Below are 22,131 nucleotides of genomic sequence, written 5' to 3' on the forward strand. Positions count from 1 at the left end.
CCCGCCGGGGGAGCGGCCTGTAACTCTTCAAATTCGCCCCAGCCTGTGGTAATCCTAAGTAACCTTATAAACCTGCCTGTGCGTTCATCGCTGCTTGCAGGGCGGTGCACGCGAAGCGGCTCGAATAATCTGAAGGGACTGATGTCCGTGACTACCGCAAGGGAAATCATGACCGGTGGCGTTGAATGCATCGGAGAGAACGAGACGCTGGAGATGGCCGCCCAAAAGATGAAAGACCTTGATGTCGGATCGCTGCCCATCTGCGGCGAGGATAACCGGCTCAAGGGCATGGTCACCGACCGGGACATCGTGATCAAAGTCCTGGCCGACGGCCAAGATCCTCGCTCGGTGAAGGCCGGCGAACTGGGCCAAGGCAAGCCCGTGACCATCGGTGCCGACGACAGCATCGAAGAGGCCATTCAGACCATGCAAAGCCATCAGGTGCGGCGGCTGCCGGTCATTGACGGGCACGATCTGGTCGGAATCCTCAGTCAGGCGGATGTGGCCCGCAACTATCCCGAGGACCGCGTGGGTGAACTTGTCGAGTTCATTTCCTACTGACCGGGGCGTCCACCATGGCCGAGCAACTGCCTGAGGGGTATGCCAGATACGTGGCCGGGCTGGAGGAGAGCCAGGCAGATGCCATTCTCCCTGTGCTGAGGCAATCGGCCGCTGATGGTGAGCGCGGCGTGCTCGTGAGGTTCCTTCCCAATGAAGTCCAAGCCATGGCGTCCGAGGACGTCCCGTTCGGCACCATCAGGGAAGAACGTTACGACCAATAGGTCCCGGCTGTCTTCAGGTATTTGTGGCCCGGGAAGCTTGAGCATCCCGGGCCACAACGAAATTTCGCAGATTCACAGATGGTGCCTCCTGACTCATTGCCGGAGGGGGAGGAGCGCTTGTAAGCTCACTGCAGTGGAGCCGCAACGGCTCTTGGGGCTACCTGGAGGCAGCGCATGAACGGGTCAACTGCCGGTCTGTCAGGAGTGCCGCTTTTAGGTTCGGGGATAGCCTAATGCGGCACCGCCACCTGCTTCCCGCTGACGAGTTTCCGGTGGAGCTGGCCATCCTCGGCGACCCCGAGCTGCTGGCCTTGTACGGCAGGGCCATCCGGCAACTCGAGCGGGAAAGTATCCAATTCGGGGCGGCGGACCCGGAGACCGAGTTCCGCTTGGAAGAGCTGCGCGTCGAATTGGACCGGCGGGACAGCAGGGATGCACTAACGGCGAGCAAGCGTCGGATCCGAGGGCTCAACGGTAAAGCCGGAAGCGAGCCGCCGGACTCACTCTACGGCGGTGACGCCTAGTCCCGGCCCGCCGGGTCCTCCTTGCCGCTGTGGCGGGCGCACTGTGCGCAGCAGAACATGCTGCCGGCCACTTCGCTGCCGCACCCGGTTGCGAGCGCCCCTGGCCTCGGGCCCTAGGCCATCCCCTGATTCGTGCCCTGCCGGCATCGCTGCATCTTCCCGGCTTCGGTATAGTTATAGACAGTAGCCTTACCAATAACGAAGTTAATTCGAAGGGGCAGACGATAATGATCGCGAACGACAGTTCACGCGCCCACGCGGGCGAGCACGAATTCGGTGAATCCGGCGGCGGATTGCCGGATCCTTGGTGTTCCGACTGCAACAGCGACGAATACCTGGTTTTCGACGCCGTTACGCTGCTTCCGCCGGGGCCCGACGCCCCCGCAGTGCCGCGGTGGGACGTTAGCTACTGGTGCAGTCACTGCGACAGCTATTACGGCCACCAGACCTTCAAGGTGCCCGCTTCGGAGACAGGGACTGTGGGGATCGATTTCGGCGCCGACGGCTACATGCATTGCGGGGAACCCATGCAGCCGGTGGAGCGAGTCGACCAAGCGATTCAGGACCCTGTGGACACTGCTTCCCCTGAGACCGGTCCGCTGCCAACGGTGCGGGTGAACGTTGAGATTCTTCGCTGCCGCTGCGGCTTCAAGATGGAGGTACCCGTCTGAGGCTCCGACGGAGCAACATCCGTGCTCCCGGCATTACCCGACGACGGCACGGCACCGGATTCTCCTATCGCCACCCCGATGGCTCGAAGCTTTCCGGCGACGAGCTGCGCAGGGTCAAGGCGCTGGCGGTCCCGCCTGCATGGGCCGACGTGTGGATTTCACCGGCGCCGAACGGCCACATCCAGGCGGCGGGAACGGACGACGCCGGGCGGCGGCAATACATCTACCATGCCCGTTGGCGCGAACTCAGGGACCGGGAGAAGTTTGACCGCGCGCTGGCCTTCGGCCGCACCCTCACGGCAGCACGGCGGAGAGTGACGTTGCTGCTCCGGTCCGGGGAGACGACCCGGGAGGTGGCCTGCGCCGCAGCGTTCCGCTTGCTCGACAGTGCGTCCTTGCGGATCGGCTCCGAGGTCTACGCCGAGGACAACGGGTCCTACGGAGTCACCACCTTGTTGGTGCGGCACGTCCAAGTGCACGGGGACACCATCCGGCTGGATTTCCCGGGCAAGAGCGGACTGCAGTGGGACGTGGAACTAAAAGATCCGGACCTCGCCGCCTGGCTGGCCGTAGCGAGAGGGAAGAATGCGGATGATCCGGCCATCGGCTACCGCAACAACGGCGGCGCCTGGTCGTCGCTGGCGGCGTCCGAACTGAACGATTTCATCCACGCACTCTGCGGGCCGGACTTCAGCGCCAAGGATTTCCGGACGTGGCAAGGGACCGTTGCCGCTGCGGTCGAACTGGCCCGCTACAACGGCAAACCCGGCTTGACCGCCCGGCGCAAAGCAGTAGTGGCCGCCATCAAGGCGGTAGCGGAGCGGCTTGGCAACACGCCCGCCGTGGCCCGTTCATCGTATGTCGATCCGCGGCTGATCGACCGCTTCATGGACGGTCAGGTTCCCGACGCCGTCACGTATTCCGCCGCCGAGCGCAGCCTGCCGACTTTCCTTGCGAACTAGGAACAGAAATCGCCCGCGGCGCTAGAATGAGAGTGCCCCGGCAGGCGGGATTCCCCCCAACGTCCACGTCTGTCGGGGTTGTTGACGCAGCCTACCAGCCGCGGGACTTCCACTCATCCAGATGAGGCCGCTCCGCTCCCAGCGTTGTTCCCTTGCCATGGCCGGGATGGATGACGGTGTCGTCGGGCAGGTAGCCGAACAACCGATCCCGGACGTCATTGAAAAGCGAAGCAAAACGCTCCGGATCCTTCTGCGTATTGCCTACCCCGCCGGGAAACAGCGAGTCGCCGGTAAAAACATGTGCGGGACCGTCCGGAGCGCGGTAAAGCAGTGCCACCGAGCCCGGGGTGTGTCCTCGCAGCTTGATGGTTTCCAGCGAGAATCCGTCGAACCGGCCGATGTCCTGATGCTCGAGGGAAACATCAATGGGCACGTCAATCGCAGGAATATCCTCCGCGCCCGCGGCCGTCTGCGCCCCGGTAGCGGCTACCGTGTCCCGCAAGGCGCGGACATGGTCCCAGTGGCTGTGCGTGGTGATGATCAACGCGACCTTAGCGGTCCCAGCCGCATCTGCGGCCCCGTCACGCAAGAGCTGCTGAATGGCCGGAAAGTCGTCGGCAGCATCGATCAGTACCTGCGTGCCGGATTCTTTGGCGGTCAGCAGATAAACGTTGTTGTCCATTTCGGAGACCGAAATGCCGCGGATAGTGACTGCAGGATCTTCATGAAGCAACATGTGTTCCAGCCTACCGACAGTCGACCCGGACGGCTCCGGATGTCATTCTGGTTGTAGCAGTGGACAGGCTGTGGACACGACGAGGAGCGGGCACCGGCGATGGAAGCGAGTGGTTTTGACTGGCGGATGAACCGCGACAGCGCCGTGCCGCTGTTCGAGCAGCTCAGGCTGCGGATCATTGAAGCGGCCGACGCCGGGGAGCTGCCGGTGGGGACCAAGCTGCCGCCCGTCCGGCGGCTGGCCGATCATTTGGGTGTGGTGCCGAATACGGTGGCCCGCGCCTACCGGGAACTGGAAACCGCCGGCCGGGTGGAGACGCACGGCCGTGCGGGTACGGTGGTCAGCGCCGGAGCAGGCAAGGCCCGGCAGCAACTGGGCGACGCTGCTGAAGCCTTCGCCCTGGCGGTTCACGGCCAGGGGATTGGCACCAGAGAAGCCCTCGCCGCCGCCAAGGCCGCCATGGAACGCCACGGCATCAAGTAGCGGTACATGAAGTAGCGCTATACCACGCAGGCGGAGCGAAGCTGGAGAGCCGGGGCTCGATGCAGCCGGCCCAAGAACTTTGCCGAGCTCCGCCGTCGTGCTTGGCGGCTGCTCCAGGCGACTCTCCATCCCGGACGGTAGTTGTCCGCGGCAACCGTTGGCCGTGACCAATGCAATACAAGTTCGAACGGGCTTTCGATTAGAGTGGATACCGTGCTAAAAGCAAGTGAAACGTCCGTCCCGGCGACCGATTCCGACTCTGCCACCCCCGTTTCCCGCCCCGCGGATATGTCACGCTTGGTCGTCAAGGGCGCCCGCGAGCATAACCTGCAGAACGTCAGCGTCGATCTGCCCCGCGACTCCATGATCGTTTTCACCGGGCTGTCCGGCTCCGGGAAGTCTTCGCTGGCTTTCGACACGATCTTCGCCGAGGGCCAGCGCCGGTACGTGGAATCGCTGTCTTCCTACGCGCGGATGTTCCTGGGCCAGGTGGACAAGCCCGATGTCGATTTCATCGAGGGCTTGTCGCCTGCGGTGTCCATCGACCAGAAATCCACCAGCCGCAACCCGCGCTCCACCGTGGGAACCATCACGGAGATCTATGACTACTTGCGCCTGCTGTGGGCCCGGGTGGGTCGCCCCTTCTGCCCGCAGTGCGGGGAACCTGTGGAGAAGCAGACCCCGCAGCAGATTGTGGACCAGCTGCAGGAGCTGCCCGAGGGTACCCGCTTTCAGGTCCTGGCGCCGGTGGTGCGTGGCCGCAAGGGCGAGTTCGTGGACCTCTTCAAGGAACTGAGCGCCAAGGGATTTTCCCGGGCCAAGGTGGACGGCAAGCAGATTCAGCTGTCCGAACCGCCGAAGCTGGGCAAGCAGTACAAACACACCATTGAGGTGGTGGTGGACCGGCTGGTGGCCAAAGAAGGTATCCATCAGCGCCTGACGGATTCGGTGGAGACGGCCCTGGCGTTGGCCGAGGGCCGAGTGCTGGCCGACTTCGTGGACCTCGACGAGGACGACCCGGGCCGGACGCGTGCCTTTTCCGAACATCTGGCGTGCCCGAACGAGCACCCATTGGCCATCGACGAAATCGAGCCCCGCTCGTTCTCGTTCAACAATCCTTTCGGCGCCTGCCCCGCCTGCACCGGTATTGGCAGCAAGCTCGAAGTCGACGTGGACTTGGTGGTCCCGGATCCGGACCGCAGTCTGGCCGACGGCGCCATCGCCCCGTGGTCGCTCGGCAAGGCCACCCAGGAGTATTGGACCCGGCTGCTCGAGGGTCTCTCCCATGAGCTCGGATTCTCCATGGATGAGCCGTGGAAGAACCTGCCGAAAAAAGTCCGCGACGCCGTGCTGCTCGGCAAAGACTTCAAAGTGGTGGTGCAATACCGCAACCGCTTCGGACGGGAGCGTAAGTACTCCACCGGTTTCGAAGGCGCCTTCCAGTACATCCAGCGCAAGCATGAGGAAACCGAGTCCGAAATGGCCCGGGACCGCTACAAGGAGTACATGCGGGAAGTGCCCTGCCCGGAGTGCAACGGCGCACGGCTGAACCCCGCCTCGCTGTCCGTGCTGATTAACGGCAAGTCCATTGCGGACATCTCCGCCCTGCCGCTGCGCGAGGCCAGCGCGTTCCTGGACACCCTGGATCTGACTGCCCGCGAAGCCCAGATTGGCCACCAGGTGCTCATCGAGATCCAGGCGCGGCTACGCTTCCTGCTGGATGTGGGCCTGGAGTATCTGAATTTGGAGCGGGCGGCCGGCACGTTGTCCGGCGGCGAGGCCCAGCGGATCAGGCTGGCGACGCAAATCGGCTCCGGCCTGGTCGGCGTGCTCTACGTATTGGATGAGCCCTCGATCGGTTTGCATCAGCGGGACAACCGCCGGCTGATCGAGACCCTGACCCGACTGCGCGATCTGGGCAACACCCTGATTGTGGTTGAGCACGACGAGGACACGATCGCCGAGGCCGACTGGATCGTCGATATCGGACCGGGCGCCGGTGAGCACGGCGGCGAAGTGGTCCACTCCGGCTCCCTGCAGGAGCTGCTGGACAACACGCGTTCCATCACCGGCGACTACTTGTCCGGCCGCCGCCGGATTGAGCTTCCGGCCAAGCGCCGCAAGGTGGACAAGAAGCGCCAGCTGAAGGTGGTCGGTGCGCGCGAGAACAACCTCCGCGGCATCGATGCGCAGTTCCCGCTGGGCGTTTTCACCGCGGTCACCGGTGTCAGCGGCTCCGGCAAGTCGACCTTGGTCAACGACATCCTCTACAAGGTGCTGGCCAACAAGCTCAACGGGGCCAAGCATGTGGCCGGCCGGCACACTCGGGTGGAAGGGGTGGACCAGCTGGACAAGGTGATCCACGTGGACCAGAGCCCGATCGGACGCACCCCCCGGTCCAATCCGGCCACCTACACCGGTGTCTTCGACAACATCCGCAAGCTGTTCGCCGAGACCAACGAGGCCAAGCTTCGCGGCTACCTGCCCGGCAGGTTCTCGTTCAACGTGAAGGGCGGGCGCTGCGAAGCGTGCTCGGGCGACGGCACGCTGAAGATCGAAATGAACTTCCTGCCGGACGTCTACGTCCCGTGCGAGGTCTGCCACGGCGCGCGCTACAACCGGGAGACACTGGAAGTCCACTACAAGGGCAAGACCATTGCCGAGGTCCTGGACATGCCCATCGAGGAGGCGGCGGACTTCTTTGCCGCGTTCACCCCGATTGCCCGGCACCTGCGGACCTTGGTCGACGTCGGACTGGGCTATGTCCGGCTCGGCCAGCCCGCCACCACGCTGTCCGGCGGCGAGGCGCAGCGGGTCAAGCTGGCCAGCGAACTGCAGCGGCGCTCGAACGGTCGCAGTGTCTACGTGCTGGACGAACCGACCACCGGCCTGCATTTTGAAGACATCCGCAAGCTGCTGCAGGTGCTGCAGGGCTTGGTGGACAAAGGCAACACGGTGATCACCATCGAACACAACCTCGACGTGATCAAGAGTGCCGACTGGGTCGTGGACATGGGTCCCGAAGGCGGTTCCGGCGGCGGACAGATCATTGCCAGTGGTACGCCCGAGCAGGTTGCGGCAGCCGAGGGAAGCCACACCGGCCGGTTCCTCGCGGAGGCACTCGTTCGCCAGTGAGCCGCGACGGGATGACATATTCCGCCGCGGGAATGGGTCCCGGCCGATCCGCGGATCTATGGGAAAATGCCCGGGTGACTCAAATGCCTGCGCTGGTCTTGTTCGACCTTGACGGAACCCTTGTTGACCCCGCGGGCGCCATCACCAGTGGGCTTGCCGGTGCCTTGCAGGCTGCGGGGCTGCCGGTTCCCCCGGAGGAGACGCTGGCGACCTTGGTGGGGCCGCCGCTCGGCGACTCGCTGCGCGGCGCCGGCGTCCCGGAGCAGCGGCTCGGCGAAGTGATCGCCCTGTACCGCGCGGGCTACCGTCAGCACGGGATGGCCGCAAGCCGCCCGTACCCGGGTATCGCCGCACTGCTGGAGCGGCTCCTGGCAGCCGGCATGAAGCTGGCAGTTGCCACGCAGAAGCCGACCGGCTTGGCCCGCGAACTTCTCCGTCTCAAGGGCCTGGATACCTTCTTCGAGGGCATCCACGGAGCCGACGGCGACGATCCGGCCCCGAACGCCCCGAACCTGGGCAAGGTGCCCATCCTGCAGGCGGCGCTGGACGCTGCGGACGGGTTCGGCCCGGTGCTGATGGTCGGCGACCGACTCTACGACATGGTTGCCGCGCGCCATCTGGGCATCCCGGGCATCGGCGTGAGCTGGGGATTTGCCGCCGACGGCGAGCTGGAAGCCGCCGGTGCGTCCGCTGTCGTGCATTCCATGCCGGAACTCGAAGCCGTCATCGGACGGCTGGCTGTTGCGCAGCCGGCGACTGCCGGGGCACCGGGGCCGGCCGCATGAAGACCTTTGAAGTGACCCGTGCGTCGTTCCGCGCCGCCCTGCGGGGCAGTTGCCGGCCGACCATCGAAGGCATCGACAACTTTCCCGACGCCGGCCCGGTCATTGTCGCGCCGAACCACCTGTCCTTTTTGGACAGCATCATCATCCAGGCCATGATGCCGCGGAAAGTCGCGTTCTTCGCCAAGGCCGAGTACTTCACCACGCGGGGGCCCAAAGGGGCCGCCATGCGCTGGTTCTTCAGCAGCGTCGGCTCAATTCCGGTGGAACGGGGCGAGCAGGCCGCCAGCGTGGCAGCACTGCAGAGCGCGGTGGACGTGCTGGAACGCAACGAGGCCTTTGGGATCTATCCTGAAGGAACACGGTCCCGTGACGGCAAGCTCTACCGCGGGCGAACCGGTGTGGGATGGCTGGCCCTGACCACCGGAGCACCGGTACTGCCGGTTGGGCTGATCGGCACCGAGCAGCTTCAGCCCGCCGGGAAGATGATGGTCCGGCCGAAACACTTCACCGTCCGGATCGGCAAACCGCTGTACTTCGAGCGGACTGGGCCGGGGCATTCGCTCCCGGCGCGCCGTTCTGCGACGGACCAGATCATGGACGCGATCGCCGACCTGACCGGCCAGGACCGCTCACACAGCTACAACAAGACGCCGTCGGACTGACCGGCCGTGCGGCACCTGAGAGGACGAAGGGAGTGACCGACAATGGCTGATCCTGCCTCCTACCGTCCGCGGACGGGGGAGATCCCCACCAATCCCGGCGTCTACCGCTTCCGGGACGAGCACGGCCGCGTCATCTACGTGGGCAAAGCGAAGAACCTGCGGTCAAGGCTCAACAACTACTTTGCCAGTCCCAAAAACCTGCTGCCCAAGACCTATGCCATGGTGCACACGGCGGCGTCAGTGGAGTGGACGATCGTGGGCAGCGAGCTGGAGGCCATCCAGCTCGAGTACACCTGGATCAAGGAATTCACGCCGCGCTTCAACATCATGTTCCGGGACGACAAGTCCTACCCCTACCTCGCCGTGACGATGGGGGAGAAGTTCCCGCGTGTCCAGGTGATGCGCGGGGAGCGGCGCAAGGGCGTGAAGTACTTTGGCCCGTACTATCCGGCCAAAGCTATCCGCGAGACCGTGGACACCCTGCTGCGGGTTTTCCCGGTGCGCAGCTGCAGCACCGGCGTGTTCAACCGCGCTCAGCGCACCGGCCGGCCCTGCCTGCTGGGCTACATCGACAAATGCTCGGCGCCCTGTGTAGGCAGGATCTCGCCTGAGGATCATAAGGCGCTGGCAGCCGAGTTCTGCGCATTCATGGGCGGCGAAGCCGACCGGTTCATCCGGGCACTGGAGAAGAAGATGGCAGCGGCGGTGGCGGAACTCGACTACGAGGCGGCCGCGCGGTACCGCGACGACATAGCCGCGCTGCGGCGCGTCTTCGAACGCAATGCCGTCGTGCTCAGTGAAGACACCGACGCCGATGTGTTCGCGCTGGCGGAGGACGAGCTGGAGGCGGCTGTCCAGGTGTTCCACGTGCGCGGCGGCCGGATCCGCGGCCAGCGGGGCTGGGTGGTGGAGAAGGTGGAGGACCAGAGCACTGCCGACTTGGCCGAGCACCTGCTGCAGCAGGTATACGGCGACGCCGACGGGCCGGACAGGATCCCGCGCCAAGTGATGCTGCCGCAGGAGCCGGAGAACGCCGCCGAGCTGCAGGCGTGGCTGAGCACGCTGCGCGGCAGCAAGGTGCAGATCCACGTGCCGAAACGCGGCGACAAGGCAGCCTTGGTGGCCACCGTCCGGGAGAACGCCGAACAGGCCCTGGCGCTGCACAAGAGCCGGCGGGCCGGCGACATCACCACGCGCTCGGCGGGCTTGCAGCAACTGCAGGAGGCGTTGGATCTTCCGGTCGCGCTGCTGCGGATCGAGTGCTACGACATCTCCCACGTGCAGGGCACCAACGTGGTGGCCTCCATGGTGGTGGTGGAAGACGGGCTGCCGAAGAAATCCGATTACCGCCGCTTTGCGATCACCGGCGACGCCGCCCGGGACGACACGTCGGCGATGTACGACGTCATCAGCCGGCGGTTCCGGAACTATCTGGTGGATCAGGGACGGCTGGCCGCCCCCGGCCCAGCAGGCACAGCCGGCGCAGCGGACGCAGCAGCCAGCGAAGCCGCAGAGCAGGCGGCGCAGCCTCCCACAGGAGGTGGGGACACCGCCGTCGTGCTCGAAGAGACTTTGACGCCGGCACCGAAGACCAAGTTTGCCTACCCGCCCAATCTTGTGGTGGTCGACGGCGGGCCGCCGCAGGTCGCCGCGGCCTCCCGCGCACTGGCTGACCTGGGCATCACCGATGTGTTCGTGGTGGGCCTGGCCAAGCGGCTGGAAGAGGTGTGGCTGCCCGACGACGATTTCCCGGTGGTCCTGCCGCGCTCGTCCGAGGGGCTGTTCCTGCTGCAGCGCATCCGCGACGAGGCCCACCGCTTCGCCATCGCCTACCATCGGCAGAAGCGCGGCAAGGCCATGACGGTCTCCGTACTGGACGGCGTGCAGGGGCTGGGCCCGGCCAAGCGGAAGGCTTTGCTAAAACATTTCGGCTCGGCCAAGAAACTGAAGGCAGCCAGTGTCGAAGAGCTGCAGCAGGTGCCGGGCATCGGTCCCGCCATGGCGGCGTCGCTGAAGCGGCAACTGGCGCCCGGAACCGCAGACGAGGCCGCGCCGGCCGTGAATATGGCTACCGGCGAAATCATTGAATCTTAGTTAGGCTAGAGCTGAAATCGAGGGGTGTGTGGTCGGGATGGATGGTTTGACAATGACGGTGGACGAGGATTTGACGCCGGAGAAACCGGTGGAATCCGAACTCCTGGTGGTCACCGGCATGTCTGGAGCCGGCCGCACGACGGCAGCCCACGCGCTGGAAGACCATGGCTGGTACGTGGTGGACAACCTGCCTCCGCAGATGCTCGGAACGCTGGCCGAACTCGTGTCGCGGATGCCGCAGTCGCTGCCCAAGCTGGCCGTGGTGGTGGACGTGCGCAGCCAGAGCCTGTTCCGCGATATCCGCGAGGCGCTGCATGCCCTGGCCGCCAGTGGGGTCCACTACCGGGTGCTATTTCTGGACGCTTCCGACGAGGTCCTGGTCCGGCGGTTCGAACAGGGACGGCGGCCGCACCCGTTGCAGGGCGACGGCCGGATTTCCGACGGCATCACCGCCGAACGTGAACTGCTGGGCAGTCTGAAGGATTCGTCCGACCTCGTGGTGGAAACCACCGACATGAACGTGCACGCCCTGGCCACGGCGATTACGGAGCTCTTTACCGACTCCGGTCCGATCGTGCTGCGCATGAACGTAATCAGCTTCGGTTTCAAGTACGGGCTGCCGGTGGACGCGAACTTCGTCGCCGACGTCCGCTTTATCCCGAACCCGCACTGGGTTCCCGCCCTGCGCCCTTTCACCGGACTCGACGAGAAGGTCCGTGACTTCGTGCTGGTCGATTCCGGCGCCCAAGAGTTCGTCGATCGCTACGTGGATGCGCTGGAGCCGGTGCTGGAGGGCTACCGGCGGGAGAACAAGCACTACGGAACCATCGCCGTCGGGTGTACCGGTGGCAAGCACCGGTCGGTCGCGGTCGCCGAGGAGATTGGCAAGCGGTTGGCCCAGCTGCCCAGCGTGAAGGTGACCGTCCAGCACCGGGACCTAGGGCGCGAATAGTGGCAATCCTGACCGGACCGTTGCCGCTGGTTCCGGTCGCGGGTACCTCCCGCAGCCGGGCCGGGGAGAGCGGGGCGCCGCCTTCCGTCGTCGCGCTGGGTGGCGGGCACGGGTTGTCCGCCTCGCTGGGTGCGCTGCGCCTGCTGACCACCGAGCTGACCGCCATCGTCACGGTAGCGGACGACGGCGGGTCCTCCGGCCGCTTGCGCGAGGAGTTCGGTGTTCTCCCGCCCGGAGATCTGCGGATGGCACTGGCCGCCCTGTGTGACGACACCGACTGGGGCCGGACCTGGCGCGACGTGATGCAGCACCGCTTCAAATCCTCCCCGGGGTCGCAGCAGTCACTGGACAACCATGCTCTGGGCAACCTGCTGATTGTCACGCTGTGGGAACTGCTGGGGGATCCGGTGGCGGGCCTCAAGTGGGCCGGAGCCCTGCTGGGAGCACGCGGCGAAGTACTGCCGATGGCCACCGTACCGCTGACCATCGAGGGCGATGTGCTGGTGGAGGACGAGGACGGGCGCTTACGGACCGCGCTGATCTCCGGCCAGTCCCGGCTCGCCGCGGCCGGACGGAACAGCCACGTTAATGACGTTCGCCTACTGCCCGACGATGCCCCGGCCTGCGTCGAGGCGCTCAATGCCGTGGAGTACGCCGACTGGGTGATCTTGGGTCCCGGGTCCTGGTACACCTCAGTGCTGCCGCACCTGATGCTGAGGGAGATGCGCGAGGCGCTGTGCAACACCCAGGCACGGCGATGCCTGACCATGAACCTCTCCGTGGATACCAAGGAAACATCGGGCATGACGGCGTCGGACCATCTGGCCGCGGTGAAGCGCTGCGCTCCCGGCATGCGCTTCGATGTGGTGCTGGCCGATCCGCGGGTGATCGAAAACCGCGGGCAGTTCGAGGAAGCCGCCGCAGAACTCGGTGCGCGCGTGGTCTTCGGTAGAGTAGGAAGCTCAGGCGGACGCCCCGTACACGATCCGTTGAGACTGGCGAGTGCCTACCACGACATCTTCGGGGACAGCAAGGATTAGGTAAGGACAAGGTGTATGGCGCTGACCGCAGCAGTCAAGGATGAGCTTGCTCGCCTCGACATCAAGAAGTCCCAGGTCCGAAAGGCGGAGGTCTCCGCGACGCTCCGTTTTGCCGGCGGACTTCACATCATTTCGGGCCGCATTGTGATTGAGGCCGAAGTGGATCTGGCTGCGACGGCCCGGCGTCTGCGTACCGCCATTGCTGAAGTGTACGGCCACAGCGGCGACATCATCGTGGTCTCCGGCGGCGCCCTGCGCCGCGGCAATCGCTATGTGGTGCGCGTGGTCCGGGACGGAGAGTCCCTTGCCCGGCAGACCGGCCTGCTGGACGGCCGCGGCCGACCGGTCCGCGGGCTGCCGTCCGTGGTGGTCAACGGCTCGGCTGCCGACGCGGAGGCGGTGTGGCGCGGCGCTTTCCTGGCGCACGGATCGCTGACCGAGCCGGGCCGCTCGTCCGCGCTGGAAGTCACCTGCCCCGGACCGGAAGCGGCGCTGGCTCTGGTCGGCGCGGCCCGCCGTTTGGGGATCGCCGCCAAGGCACGTGAGGTCAGGGGAGTGGACCGGGTGGTGATCCGGGACGGTGACAGCATCGCCGCGCTCTTGACCCGGATGGGCGCCCATGATGCGCTGATGGTGTGGGAAGAACGCCGGATGCGCAAGGAAGTGCGGGCCACCGCCAACCGACTGGCCAATTTCGACGACGCCAACCTGCGCCGCTCGGCGCAGGCCGCGGTGGCGGCCGGGGCACGCGTCGAACGGGCGCTGGAGATCCTCGGTGAAGATGTGCCCGAGCACCTGCGCTACGCCGGTGAACTGCGGGTGGCGCACAAGCAAGCTTCCCTGGACGAACTTGGCCGCCTGGCGGACCCGGCGATGACCAAGGACGCCATCGCCGGCCGGATCCGCCGGCTACTGGCCATGGCCGATAAGCGTGCGGCCGAGTTACGGATTCCGGGCACCGAAGCCAATGTCACGCCGGAGATGCTGGACGACTAGACAGAGGATGGGCAGTACGCCGGTTTGACGCCGGCGGGACCGGTCAACGACGACCGGTTTGAGAGCTACCGGGCGGAAACCTCCGTCCGGTTGGACAATCCGACCCGGCCGCGGACCGCGGGCTGGGAGACAACGGAGGAAACCATGAGCACATACGAACTGCCCGAGCTCGACTATGACTACGCAGCCCTGCAGCCGCACATCTCGGCCCGGATTATGGAGCTGCACCACTCCAAGCACCACGCCACCTACGTGGCCGGCGCGAACACCGCGCTGGAGCAGCTGGCCGAGGCCCGCTCCAAGGGCGAATTCGGCAACGTGCCGAAGCTGTCCAAGGATCTGGCCTTCCACCTCGGCGGGCACACCAACCACTCGATCTTCTGGAAGAACCTCTCCCCGGAAGGCGGCGACAAGCCCACCGGTGAGTTGGCCTCGGCCATCGATGAGTACTTCGGTTCCTTCGACGCGTTCCGCGGCCACTTCGACGCGGCAGCGCTGAGCCTGCAGGGCTCGGGCTGGGCTGTGCTGGCCTATGAACCCCTCGGCGGCAACCTGGTCATCGAGCAGCTTTACGACCAGCAGGGCAACATCCCGGTGGGCACCATCCCGCTGCTGATGCTGGACATGTGGGAGCACGCCTTCTACCTGGACTACGTCAACGTCAAGGCCGACTACGTCAAGGCGTTCTGGAACATCGTCAACTGGGCCGACATCGCCGCCCGCTTCGACGCCGCCCGCTCCGGCGCTTCAGCGCTGATCACCCCGGCCAGCTAAGGCCGAACCCACAAGGCACCGATCCGGTGATACAGGGACACCACCCACCGGGTCATAATCTCCTTCAGGAGGTAGAAGCACATGACTACTCGAGTTGGTATCAACGGATTCGGCCGCATCGGCCGCAGCTACTTCCGCGCAGCTCTGGCCCAGAAGACAGAGCTCGAAATCGTGGCGATCAATGACTTGACCGATGCGGACACGCTCGCCCACCTGCTTAAATACGACAGCGTGCTGGGCATCCTTCCGGACACGGTGGAAGTAGACGCCGGCAACCTGATTGTCGGCGGCCGGAAAGTGCGCGTTCTGTCGGAGAAGGACCCGGCAGCCCTGCCTTGGGGCGATCTCGACGTCGACATCGTGATCGAATCCACCGGGCGGTTCAACAAGAGCGGAGGCGCCCGCAAGCACATAGAGGCCGGCGCCAAGAAGGTCCTGGTCTCGGCGCCCGCCAAGGACGAGGACATCACCATCGTGATGGGAGTCAATGACAGCGAGTACGACGCCGATGCGCATCACCTGATTTCGAACGCCTCCTGCACCACCAACTGCCTGGCACCGCTGGCGAAGGTGCTGCACGACACGTTCGGCATCGAACACGGACTGATGACCACGATCCACGCCTACACCGCGGACCAGAACCTGCAGGACGGACCGCACCGGGACCTGCGGCGCGCCCGGGCGGCGGCCATCAACCTGGTGCCAACGTCAACCGGCGCCGCGAAGGCCATTGGCCGGGTACTCCCTGAGTTGGAGGGCAAGTTGGACGGCTTTGCGGTTCGGGTGCCGGTACCCACCGGGTCGATGACGGACCTGACCGCCACGCTGTCCCGAGAAGCGACCGTGGAAGAGGTCAATGCGGCCTTCAAGCAGGCCGCCGCGGACCCGCACTGGGCCGGGATCCTCACTTATACCGAGGACCCGATCGTGTCGTCCGATATCGTCACAGACCCGGCGTCTTCGATCTTCGACTCCGGACTGACTAAGGTTATGGGTAATCAGGTGAAAGTTGTTGGCTGGTACGACAACGAATGGGGCTACTCCAACCGCCTGTTGGACCTGACCAACCTGATCGCATCAAAGCTGTCCTAGGTAGGCACCACCCGTCCTCCGCACGAAGGTAGAAATGACTGCACATTCTCTCGATGAACTGCTGGCCGCCGGAGTCCGCGGACGCCGCGTGTTGGTCCGTTCGGACCTGAACGTCCCGTTGGAGGGCGAATCGCCGGAGCTGAAGGTGTCCGACGACGGACGCATCCGCGCGTCGCTGCCGGTCATCACCAAGCTGGCGGAGGCCGGAGCACGGGTCATCGTGACGGCACACCTCGGCCGCCCCAAGGGTGCGCCCGAGGAGAAGTTCTCGCTGCGCCCCGCGGTCGCCCGGCTGAAAGAGCTGGCGACCGTCACCGTCAAGTTCGCCGAGGATACCGTGGGTCCGGCAGCCCGGGACGCAGCTGCCGGGCTGCAGGACGGCGAAGTGCTGGTGCTGGAGAACGTGCGCTTCGACCCACGCGAAACCAGCAAGGACGACGCCGAACGTGAGGCCTTTGCGGCCGAACTGGCCGCCCTGACCGGTGATAATGGGGCCTACGTGGACGATGCGTTCGGTGCAGTGCACCGCAGACATGCCTCGGTCTACGACATCGCCCGCAAGCTCCCGGCCTACCAGGGCGATCTGGTGCGGACGGAACTCCAGGTGCTGAACCGTCTCACCGAAGCCCCGCAACGGCCGTACGTGGTGGTGCTGGGCGGCTCCAAGGTCTCCGACAAGCTGGCCGTGATCGAGAACCTGCTGGGCAAGGCCGACTACCTGCTGGTCGGCGGCGGCATGGTCTTTACCTTCCTTGCCGCCCAAGGGCATCAGGTCGGCGCCAGCCTGCTGGAGAAGGATCAGTTGGACACCGTGCGTGGCTACCTCGCCCGTGCCAAGGAACTGGGCTGCACGTTCATCCTGCCGACCGACATCGTGGTGGCGGAGAAATTCGCCGCCGACGCCGCCTGGGAAGTGGTGCCCGCGGACAGCATCGAATCATCATCGTTCGGCGCCGAGGGCATTGGCTTGGACATTGGGCCGGAGTCGGCCGAAGCTTTCGCCCACCAGATCCATTCGGCGAATACGGTCTTCTGGAACGGGCCGATGGGCGTGTTTGAATTTGATGCCTTCGCCAATGGAACCCGCACCGTGGCAAAGGCGCTCACCGGGAGCGACGGCTTTACCGTCGTCGGTGGCGGCGATTCCGCGGCTGCGGTGCGCACCCTCGGCTTCGACGACGACGCCTTCGGCCACATTTCAACCGGCGGCGGCGCCAGCCTCGAATACCTCGAAGGCAAGGAACTGCCCGGCCTGGCCGCACTGGACGGCTGACGCCGGCCGGGGCCGTCGCCGCTAGCCGGTTTGGTTCCGGAATTTCCCAAGCCACAGCGCGGCCCGCCGCGCCAAACGACGCACAGCACCACAGATGGAGATCGCAGTGACCACTTCGACCAACGGCAAGTTCGACCGCAAACCGCTGATCGCCGGCAACTGGAAGATGAACATGGACCACGTCCAGGGCATCACGCTGCTGCAGAAATTGGCCTGGACGCTCAGCGATGCCCGGCACGACTACAACCGGGTCGAGGTTGCTGTCTTCCCCCCGTTCACGGACCTGCGCGGCGTGCAGACGCTGGTCAACGGCGATGACCTGAAGCTCGTTTATGGAGCGCAGGACCTCTCGCCGCACGACTCAGGCGCCTACACCGGCGACATTTCCGGACAGTTCCTCGCCAAGCTGGGCTGCAGGTATGTGCTCGTGGGCCATTCCGAACGGCGTGAAATTCACGGCGAGGACGACGCCCTGCTGAACGCGAAGCTGAAGGCGGCCTACCGGCACAAGCTGACGCCCATTCTGTGCGTCGGCGAGGGCCTGGAGGTGCGCCAGGCCGGAGGCCACGTGGAGCACACGCTCAGCCAGTTGCGTGCAGACGTGGCCGGCCTCGACGCTGAGCAAGCGGCTAGCTTGGTCATCGCCTACGAGCCGGTCTGGGCGATCGGCACCGGGGAGGTGGCCGGTCCGGATGATGCCCAGGAGATGTGCGCAGCCATCCGCGCCGAGATGGCCGTCCTGTTCGACGAGACCGTGGCCGCCGGCGTCCGCCTGCTCTACGGCGGATCCGTGAAGGCGGGTAATGCCGCCGCCATCCTGAACGAGCGCGATGTCGACGGCGTGTTGGTAGGCGGGGCCAGTCTGGACGCGGGCGAATTTGCTAATATTGTCAGGTTCGAACACCATCTGCTGACAAAGTGATGTCTGCCCGCCACTGGGATATCCCGACAGCTGACGAAAGGCCACTGTGGAAGCTCTGAAGATCACTCTGCAAATCCTGCTCGGCATCACCAGCCTGCTGCTGACCCTGCTCATCCTGCTCCACAAGGGGCGCGGTGGCGGCATGTCCGACATGTTCGGCGGTGGCATGACCACCAGCCTGGGATCGTCCGGCGTCGCAGAGCGAAACCTCAACCGGTTCACGGTGGTTCTGGGATTGGTCTGGGGCGCGGTGATCGTGGCTCTCGGCCTGATGATGCGTTTTAGCGCCGAATCCTAAGCGCGGAATCCTCACCAACTCTTCGCCGGGCCCTCCGCTTTCCGGCCCGGTTTCGGCCGGCCGGAATTCCGAGAGACTTTGCCCCAACCCCTTAACCCTGCGCTGTTCCCACCGTAGACTGGTGCCCGATGCAGGGGGCATCCATTGTGGTAATCGGGGGCAAACATGGTTGATCCGTCGAATTCCTTCCGGGCCGTCCGGGTCGGTTCCGAAACGGGTGCCGGGCTTGCCGGTTGGCAGGCCGTTACCGGCCGGACGGTCGTCCCGGTCACCAAGGTCCCGGTCACCTACTGGTGCCCGAAGGGACACGAGACCACACCGGTCTTCGCCAATCTCGGCGAAGCCGATATCCCGCCGCTGTGGGATTGCCCGCACTGCGGCCAAACAGCCGCCAGGGAGCCCGGCGGCGGCGGTGCCGAGGCCCGGAGCAGCGAGGAGCCCTACAAGAGCCATCTGGAGTACGCCAAGGAACGGCGCAGCCCGGATGAGGCCGAGGCCGTAGTGGAGCAGGCGCTGGAAAAGTTGCGCCGGCGACGGCGGGAAGCGCTTCGGCGGGCCGAGTCAGCCCGCCAGCGCCAGAGCGACTAGGGACACCTCTGTGGCCGTCTCCGGCTGCCTTCAACCCGCAGATCCACCTTCTTCGCCGGCCGCGCCGGGAGAATCAGGCTTTTAGTCGTCGCCGTTTTCGGCCGGCGAGAGCAGGGCCTCCGGGAGCTTGGAGGCCGCGTCCTGATCCAGCAGCCAGACGGTGCGCTTGCGTCCGCGCGCGCCGGCGGCGGGTACCTGCACCGGGCTGGCACCGGCCAAGGCCAGCCCCACAGCGCCGGCCTTGTCGCTGCCGCCCACTACCAGCCACACCTCGTCCGCGGAATTGATCGCGGGCAGCGTGAGGGTCACGCGTTCCGGCGGCGGTTTCGGCGCATCGGTTTCACCAACTGCGGAGCGGTCTTCAGTTCGGATACCGGCCATCTCGGGAAACAGCGATGCAATGTGGGCGTCAGGGCCGACGCCGAGCAGCAGCACATCGAACTTCGGTAGCGGGCCGCTGGTGCCCTCGCCACCCGCAGCCTGCCGGAGGGCCGCGGAATAGGCGACGGCGGCCGCCTCCGGGTCGGCGTATTCGCCGGCGGCGCCGAAGGGGTGCACGCGGGCTGGATCCAGGGGGAGTCCGTCCAGCAGCGCTTCGCGCGCCTGCCGCTCGTTGCGGTCCGGGCTGTCCTTCGCGACGAAACGTTCGTCTCCCCACCAGACATTAACCTTCGACCAGTCGAAACCGGTGGGAAGCCCAACGGCGGCGACCGCCTTGAGCGTGTTGATGCCCAGGCTGCCGCCGGTGAGCACCACGGTGGCTTCGCCGCGTTCGGACTGGACGGCTGCCAGCCGTTCGACCAGTCTCTTGGCGGTCGCGGCCGCGAGGGCGGCGACGTCGGGGTGGACGATGACGTGTGGTTCAGCGGTCACTGCGGCGCACGCTCCTCAAATTGGTCCGGGGCAACCCGTGTATCAGCACTTCACCGAAGACCTCATCCGGGTCGAGCCGGCGAAGCTCTTCGGCCAGGCATTCTTCCAGCGGCCGGCGCGGCAACGAAATCCGCTGGACCGGTTGGCCGGGCATCAGGAGTTCGGCCACGCTGGGGCCGGGGCGCAGAATGCGGATGTCGCCGGTAGTCCGCGAGATCTGCACTCCTCGGATGCCGGTGCCCGCGAGGTCTTCCACGATGGTCACCGGAGCGTTCAACGCCAATGTCAGCCACGCCGCCAGCAAGACCGTGCTCGGGGAGTCGGATGCCCCCTCCACCGCGACGGACGTGACCGGGGCCGGCTCCAGTTGGTCCAGGACAGCGGCCAGCTGGATGCGCCATCTGGTCAGCCGCGTCCAGGCCAGATCGGTATCGCCGGCGGTGTAGGTGTCGCGCAGGCTGAACAGCGCCTGCTGCGGGTCGGACTCATTGCCGGAATCCGTGATGCGGCGGTGGGCAATCCGTCCGACCGATGTGCGCGAGGCATCCTTCGGCATGCCGTGCGGCCACCAGGCCACGATCGGGGCATCTGGCAGCAGCAGGGCGGCGACCAGGGACTCGCTTTCGGACGCCAGCTGGCCATAACCGTAGAGCACGATGACCTCGGCTGCCCCGGCGTCGCCGCCGACCCGGATCTGGGCGTTGAGGCGGGTCTTGGCCTCCGATCCCGCATCCACCAGCACAATGATCCGGCAGGGATGTTCGCGGCTGGCGGCATTGGCAGCGGAAATGGCCTCCTCCTCATGACCCAACGAGGTCACGACCACCAGGGTGAGCACCCGTCCCAGCGCCACGACGCCGCCCTGCTCGCGCATGGCCACGATTTCCTTCGAGACCTTGGAGGTAGTGGTGTCTTTGAGGTCTTTGATCACGGCCTTCTCCAAGTGCGTCCGTCGCGGGCCAACAGTTCATCGGCCGACGCCGGTCCCCAGCTGCCGGGGGAGTACGGCTCCGGCCTGGTCCGGCTTTCGGCCCAGTGTTCCTCAAACGGATCCAAAATCTTCCAGGAGAGCTCAACTTCCTGGTGCCGCGGGAACAGCGGCGGCTCGCCGAGCAGCACGTCCAGGATCAGCCGTTCGTAGGCCTCGGGGCTCGACTCGGTAAACGCATGCCCGTAGCCAAAGTCCATCGTGACGTCGCGGACTTCCATTTGGGTGCCCGGTACCTTGGAACCGAAGCGGATGGTGACCCCTTCGTCCGGCTGGACGCGGATCACCACCGCATTTTGGCCGAAATCGTCCTCAGTGTGGTTCGGGAACAGCAGATTCGGGGCCCGCTTGAAGACGACGGCGATCTCTGTCACCCGGCGGCCCAACCGTTTGCCGGCCCGCAGGTAGAAGGGAACACCGGTCCAGCGCCGGGTGTGGATGTCCAGCCGCAGCGCCGCATAGGTCTCGGTGACCGAATCGGGATTAAAGCCTTCTTCCTCCAGATAGCCAATGACCCTTTCGCCACCCTGCCAGCCGCCGGTGTACTGCCCCCGGGCCGAATGGGCCGAGAGATCCTCGGGAAGCTTGACGGCGGCCAGCACCTTTTCTTTCTCCGCCCGCAGGTCCTCCGCGTTAAAGGAGATTGGTTCCTCCATCGCGGTCAAAGCCAACAGCTGGAGCAGGTGGTTCTGGATGACGTCGCGGGCCGCGCCGACGCCGTCGTAATAGCCCGCTCGGCCGCCAATACCGATGTCTTCGGCCATGGTAATTTGCACATGATCCACATAGTTGGCGTTCCAGAGCGGTTCAAACAACTGGTTGGCAAAGCGAAGGGCCAGCAAATTCTGGACCGTCTCCTTGCCCAGATAGTGGTCGATTCGGAATACCGCGTCCGCCGGGAAAACCGATTCAACGATGTTGTTCAGTTCACGGGCGGACTGTAGATTATGGCCGAAGGGCTTTTCAATGACCACCCGACGCCATGGCGTGCCCGGCGCATCTTCGGTGGCCTGGGCGAGGCCGTGCGAGGAGAGCATCTGGCACACCTGCTCGAACGCCTTGGGCGGGATCGAGAGGTAGAAAGCGTGGTTCCCCTGGGTGCCGCGCTGTTCATCCAGCTCCTTCAGCGTGGCCCCCAACTGCTCGAAGGCGTCGTCGTCGTCGAAAGCTCCTTCGACAAACCGGATGCCGGCGGCCAGATGCGTCCAGATGTCCTCGCGGAACGGGGTGCGGGCGTGCTGCTGCACGGATTCCTTAACCTGTGCCGCGAACTCGGCGTCGTCCCATGGCCGGCGGGCAAAGCCGACCAGCGCGAAGCTGGGCGGCAACAGTCCGCGGTTGGCCAGGTCGTAAACGGCCGGCATCAGCTTCTTGCGCGCAAGGTCTCCGGTCACGCCGAACAGGACCAGGGAACAAGGGCCGGCAATGCGGTCAAGCCGCCGGTCGCGGGGGTCCCGCAGCGGGTTTGCCGGACGGCGGGGTGGAGTGGAAGGTGCCATTA

Annotated in this window: 23 protein-coding genes; 19 read left to right on the forward strand and 4 right to left on the reverse strand. The window is 65.5% G+C overall.

Annotated features, from left to right (window positions below):
- The first annotated feature begins 147 nt into the window (after window positions 1-147).
- The 5 genes from AC5RWX_RS13335 to AC5RWX_RS13355 all read left to right on the forward strand — a co-directional run bounded on the left by AC5RWX_RS13335 (window position 148) and on the right by AC5RWX_RS13355 (window position 2,939).
- Complete coding sequence (locus tag AC5RWX_RS13335) at window positions 148-561, forward strand: CBS domain-containing protein (RefSeq protein WP_493938927.1); 414 nt, start codon at window positions 148-150, stop codon at window positions 559-561.
- Between the two features lie 14 nt (window positions 562-575).
- Window positions 576-782, forward strand: coding sequence for a hypothetical protein (locus tag AC5RWX_RS13340; protein ID WP_493938928.1), 207 nt, complete (start codon window positions 576-578; stop codon window positions 780-782).
- A gap of 233 nt (window positions 783-1,015) precedes the next feature.
- Window positions 1,016-1,306, forward strand: coding sequence for a hypothetical protein (locus AC5RWX_RS13345; RefSeq protein ID WP_493938929.1), 291 nt, complete (start codon window positions 1,016-1,018; stop codon window positions 1,304-1,306).
- Window positions 1,307-1,533: 227 nt separating this feature from the next.
- A complete protein-coding gene (locus AC5RWX_RS13350; protein WP_493938930.1) occupies window positions 1,534-1,977 on the forward strand; it encodes a hypothetical protein in 444 nt (147 codons plus the stop codon).
- Window positions 1,978-2,009: 32 nt separating this feature from the next.
- Window positions 2,010-2,939: a DNA topoisomerase IB gene (locus AC5RWX_RS13355; protein WP_493939104.1), complete on the forward strand. Its 930-nt coding sequence runs from the start codon at window positions 2,010-2,012 to the stop codon at window positions 2,937-2,939.
- A 91-nt stretch (window positions 2,940-3,030) separates the two neighbouring features.
- On the opposite strand, the gene AC5RWX_RS13360 is transcribed toward AC5RWX_RS13355, so the two are convergent.
- A complete protein-coding gene (locus AC5RWX_RS13360; RefSeq protein WP_493938931.1) occupies window positions 3,031-3,675 on the reverse strand; it encodes an MBL fold metallo-hydrolase in 645 nt (214 codons plus the stop codon).
- A gap of 99 nt (window positions 3,676-3,774) precedes the next feature.
- On the opposite strand from AC5RWX_RS13360, the gene AC5RWX_RS13365 reads away from it, so the two are divergent.
- From AC5RWX_RS13365 to AC5RWX_RS13430, 14 genes are all read left to right on the forward strand, one after another.
- Window positions 3,775-4,158, forward strand: coding sequence for a GntR family transcriptional regulator (locus tag AC5RWX_RS13365; RefSeq protein ID WP_493938932.1), 384 nt, complete (start codon window positions 3,775-3,777; stop codon window positions 4,156-4,158).
- 288 nt (window positions 4,159-4,446) lie between these two features.
- Window positions 4,447-7,293 (forward strand): excinuclease ABC subunit UvrA, encoded by a 2,847-nt coding sequence (gene uvrA / locus AC5RWX_RS13370; RefSeq protein WP_493939105.1) that lies wholly within the window; start codon window positions 4,447-4,449, stop codon window positions 7,291-7,293.
- An 83-nt stretch (window positions 7,294-7,376) separates the two neighbouring features.
- Window positions 7,377-8,078: an HAD hydrolase-like protein gene (locus tag AC5RWX_RS13375; RefSeq protein WP_493939106.1), complete on the forward strand. Its 702-nt coding sequence runs from the start codon at window positions 7,377-7,379 to the stop codon at window positions 8,076-8,078.
- On the forward strand, window positions 8,075-8,740 hold the full coding sequence (locus AC5RWX_RS13380; RefSeq protein ID WP_493938933.1) for a lysophospholipid acyltransferase family protein: 666 nt from the start codon (window positions 8,075-8,077) through the stop codon (window positions 8,738-8,740). The genes AC5RWX_RS13375 and AC5RWX_RS13380 overlap by 4 nt, the downstream gene beginning before the upstream one ends.
- Window positions 8,741-8,782: 42 nt before the next feature.
- The gene (gene uvrC / locus AC5RWX_RS13385) at window positions 8,783-10,834 is read left to right on the forward strand and encodes an excinuclease ABC subunit UvrC (protein WP_493938934.1); all 2,052 of its coding nucleotides are present in this window, start codon (window positions 8,783-8,785) and stop codon (window positions 10,832-10,834) included.
- 52 nt (window positions 10,835-10,886) lie between these two features.
- Window positions 10,887-11,786: an RNase adapter RapZ gene (rapZ, locus tag AC5RWX_RS13390; protein ID WP_493938935.1), complete on the forward strand. Its 900-nt coding sequence runs from the start codon at window positions 10,887-10,889 to the stop codon at window positions 11,784-11,786.
- Complete coding sequence (locus AC5RWX_RS13395; protein WP_493938936.1) at window positions 11,786-12,826, forward strand: gluconeogenesis factor YvcK family protein; 1,041 nt, start codon at window positions 11,786-11,788, stop codon at window positions 12,824-12,826. The genes rapZ and AC5RWX_RS13395 overlap by 1 nt, the downstream gene beginning before the upstream one ends.
- A 15-nt stretch (window positions 12,827-12,841) precedes the next feature.
- Window positions 12,842-13,822, forward strand: a complete 981-nt coding sequence (gene whiA / locus AC5RWX_RS13400; protein WP_353917920.1) for a DNA-binding protein WhiA — start codon at window positions 12,842-12,844, stop codon at window positions 13,820-13,822.
- 144 nt (window positions 13,823-13,966) lie between these two features.
- The gene (locus tag AC5RWX_RS13405; RefSeq protein WP_493938937.1) at window positions 13,967-14,596 is read left to right on the forward strand and encodes a superoxide dismutase; all 630 of its coding nucleotides are present in this window, start codon (window positions 13,967-13,969) and stop codon (window positions 14,594-14,596) included.
- 81 nt (window positions 14,597-14,677) lie between these two features.
- On the forward strand, window positions 14,678-15,688 hold the full coding sequence (gene gap / locus AC5RWX_RS13410) for a type I glyceraldehyde-3-phosphate dehydrogenase (protein WP_493938938.1): 1,011 nt from the start codon (window positions 14,678-14,680) through the stop codon (window positions 15,686-15,688).
- Between the two features lie 34 nt (window positions 15,689-15,722).
- Window positions 15,723-16,961 carry a phosphoglycerate kinase gene (locus AC5RWX_RS13415; RefSeq protein ID WP_493938939.1) on the forward strand — a complete coding sequence of 413 codons (1,239 nt, stop codon included), beginning with the start codon at window positions 15,723-15,725 and terminating at the stop codon, window positions 16,959-16,961.
- Window positions 16,962-17,067: 106 nt separating this feature from the next.
- The gene (gene tpiA / locus AC5RWX_RS13420; protein WP_493938940.1) at window positions 17,068-17,883 is read left to right on the forward strand and encodes a triose-phosphate isomerase; all 816 of its coding nucleotides are present in this window, start codon (window positions 17,068-17,070) and stop codon (window positions 17,881-17,883) included.
- 46 nt (window positions 17,884-17,929) lie between these two features.
- Window positions 17,930-18,181: a preprotein translocase subunit SecG gene (secG, locus tag AC5RWX_RS13425; protein WP_493938941.1), complete on the forward strand. Its 252-nt coding sequence runs from the start codon at window positions 17,930-17,932 to the stop codon at window positions 18,179-18,181.
- Between the two features lie 165 nt (window positions 18,182-18,346).
- Window positions 18,347-18,769 carry an RNA polymerase-binding protein RbpA gene (locus tag AC5RWX_RS13430; RefSeq protein ID WP_493938942.1) on the forward strand — a complete coding sequence of 141 codons (423 nt, stop codon included), beginning with the start codon at window positions 18,347-18,349 and terminating at the stop codon, window positions 18,767-18,769.
- 81 nt (window positions 18,770-18,850) lie between these two features.
- Here AC5RWX_RS13430 and pgl read toward each other — a convergent pair whose 3' ends face one another.
- The 3 genes from pgl to zwf are packed head-to-tail and all read right to left on the reverse strand — an operon-like array spanning window position 18,851 to window position 22,129.
- Complete coding sequence (gene pgl, locus AC5RWX_RS13435; RefSeq protein ID WP_493938943.1) at window positions 18,851-19,642, reverse strand: 6-phosphogluconolactonase; 792 nt, start codon at window positions 19,640-19,642, stop codon at window positions 18,851-18,853.
- On the reverse strand, window positions 19,632-20,573 hold the full coding sequence (locus AC5RWX_RS13440; RefSeq protein WP_493938944.1) for a glucose-6-phosphate dehydrogenase assembly protein OpcA: 942 nt from the start codon (window positions 20,571-20,573) through the stop codon (window positions 19,632-19,634). The genes pgl and AC5RWX_RS13440 overlap by 11 nt, the downstream gene beginning before the upstream one ends.
- Window positions 20,570-22,129 carry a glucose-6-phosphate dehydrogenase gene (gene zwf, locus AC5RWX_RS13445; RefSeq protein WP_494097513.1) on the reverse strand — a complete coding sequence of 520 codons (1,560 nt, stop codon included), beginning with the start codon at window positions 22,127-22,129 and terminating at the stop codon, window positions 20,570-20,572. The genes AC5RWX_RS13440 and zwf overlap by 4 nt, the downstream gene beginning before the upstream one ends.
- Between the last annotated feature and the right edge of the window lie 2 nt (window positions 22,130-22,131).

Source organism: Arthrobacter sp. SPT-J7, from assembly GCF_059089965.1.

Excerpts from the sequence above, each read along its gene's own strand:
- AC5RWX_RS13360 (WP_493938931.1), bottom strand. The coding sequence starts at position 3,675 with ATGTTGCTTCATGAAGATCCTGCAGTCACTATCCGCGGCATTTCGGTC.
- AC5RWX_RS13345 (WP_493938929.1), top strand. The coding sequence starts at position 1,016 with ATGCGGCACCGCCACCTGCTTCCCGCTGACGAGTTTCCGGTGGAGCTG.
- AC5RWX_RS13430 (WP_493938942.1), top strand. The coding sequence starts at position 18,347 with ATGGTTGATCCGTCGAATTCCTTCCGGGCCGTCCGGGTCGGTTCCGAA.
- AC5RWX_RS13380 (WP_493938933.1), top strand. The coding sequence starts at position 8,075 with ATGAAGACCTTTGAAGTGACCCGTGCGTCGTTCCGCGCCGCCCTGCGG.
- zwf (WP_494097513.1), bottom strand. The coding sequence starts at position 22,129 with ATGGCACCTTCCACTCCACCCCGCCGTCCGGCAAACCCGCTGCGGGAC.
- AC5RWX_RS13350 (WP_493938930.1), top strand. The coding sequence starts at position 1,534 with ATGATCGCGAACGACAGTTCACGCGCCCACGCGGGCGAGCACGAATTC.
- AC5RWX_RS13405 (WP_493938937.1), top strand. The coding sequence starts at position 13,967 with ATGAGCACATACGAACTGCCCGAGCTCGACTATGACTACGCAGCCCTG.
- whiA (WP_353917920.1), top strand. The coding sequence starts at position 12,842 with ATGGCGCTGACCGCAGCAGTCAAGGATGAGCTTGCTCGCCTCGACATC.
- gap (WP_493938938.1), top strand. The coding sequence starts at position 14,678 with ATGACTACTCGAGTTGGTATCAACGGATTCGGCCGCATCGGCCGCAGC.
- AC5RWX_RS13415 (WP_493938939.1), top strand. The coding sequence starts at position 15,723 with ATGACTGCACATTCTCTCGATGAACTGCTGGCCGCCGGAGTCCGCGGA.
- uvrC (WP_493938934.1), top strand. The coding sequence starts at position 8,783 with ATGGCTGATCCTGCCTCCTACCGTCCGCGGACGGGGGAGATCCCCACC.
- AC5RWX_RS13375 (WP_493939106.1), top strand. The coding sequence starts at position 7,377 with ATGCCTGCGCTGGTCTTGTTCGACCTTGACGGAACCCTTGTTGACCCC.
- AC5RWX_RS13340 (WP_493938928.1), top strand. The coding sequence starts at position 576 with ATGGCCGAGCAACTGCCTGAGGGGTATGCCAGATACGTGGCCGGGCTG.
- rapZ (WP_493938935.1), top strand. The coding sequence starts at position 10,887 with ATGACGGTGGACGAGGATTTGACGCCGGAGAAACCGGTGGAATCCGAA.
- AC5RWX_RS13365 (WP_493938932.1), top strand. The coding sequence starts at position 3,775 with ATGGAAGCGAGTGGTTTTGACTGGCGGATGAACCGCGACAGCGCCGTG.
- uvrA (WP_493939105.1), top strand. The coding sequence starts at position 4,447 with ATGTCACGCTTGGTCGTCAAGGGCGCCCGCGAGCATAACCTGCAGAAC.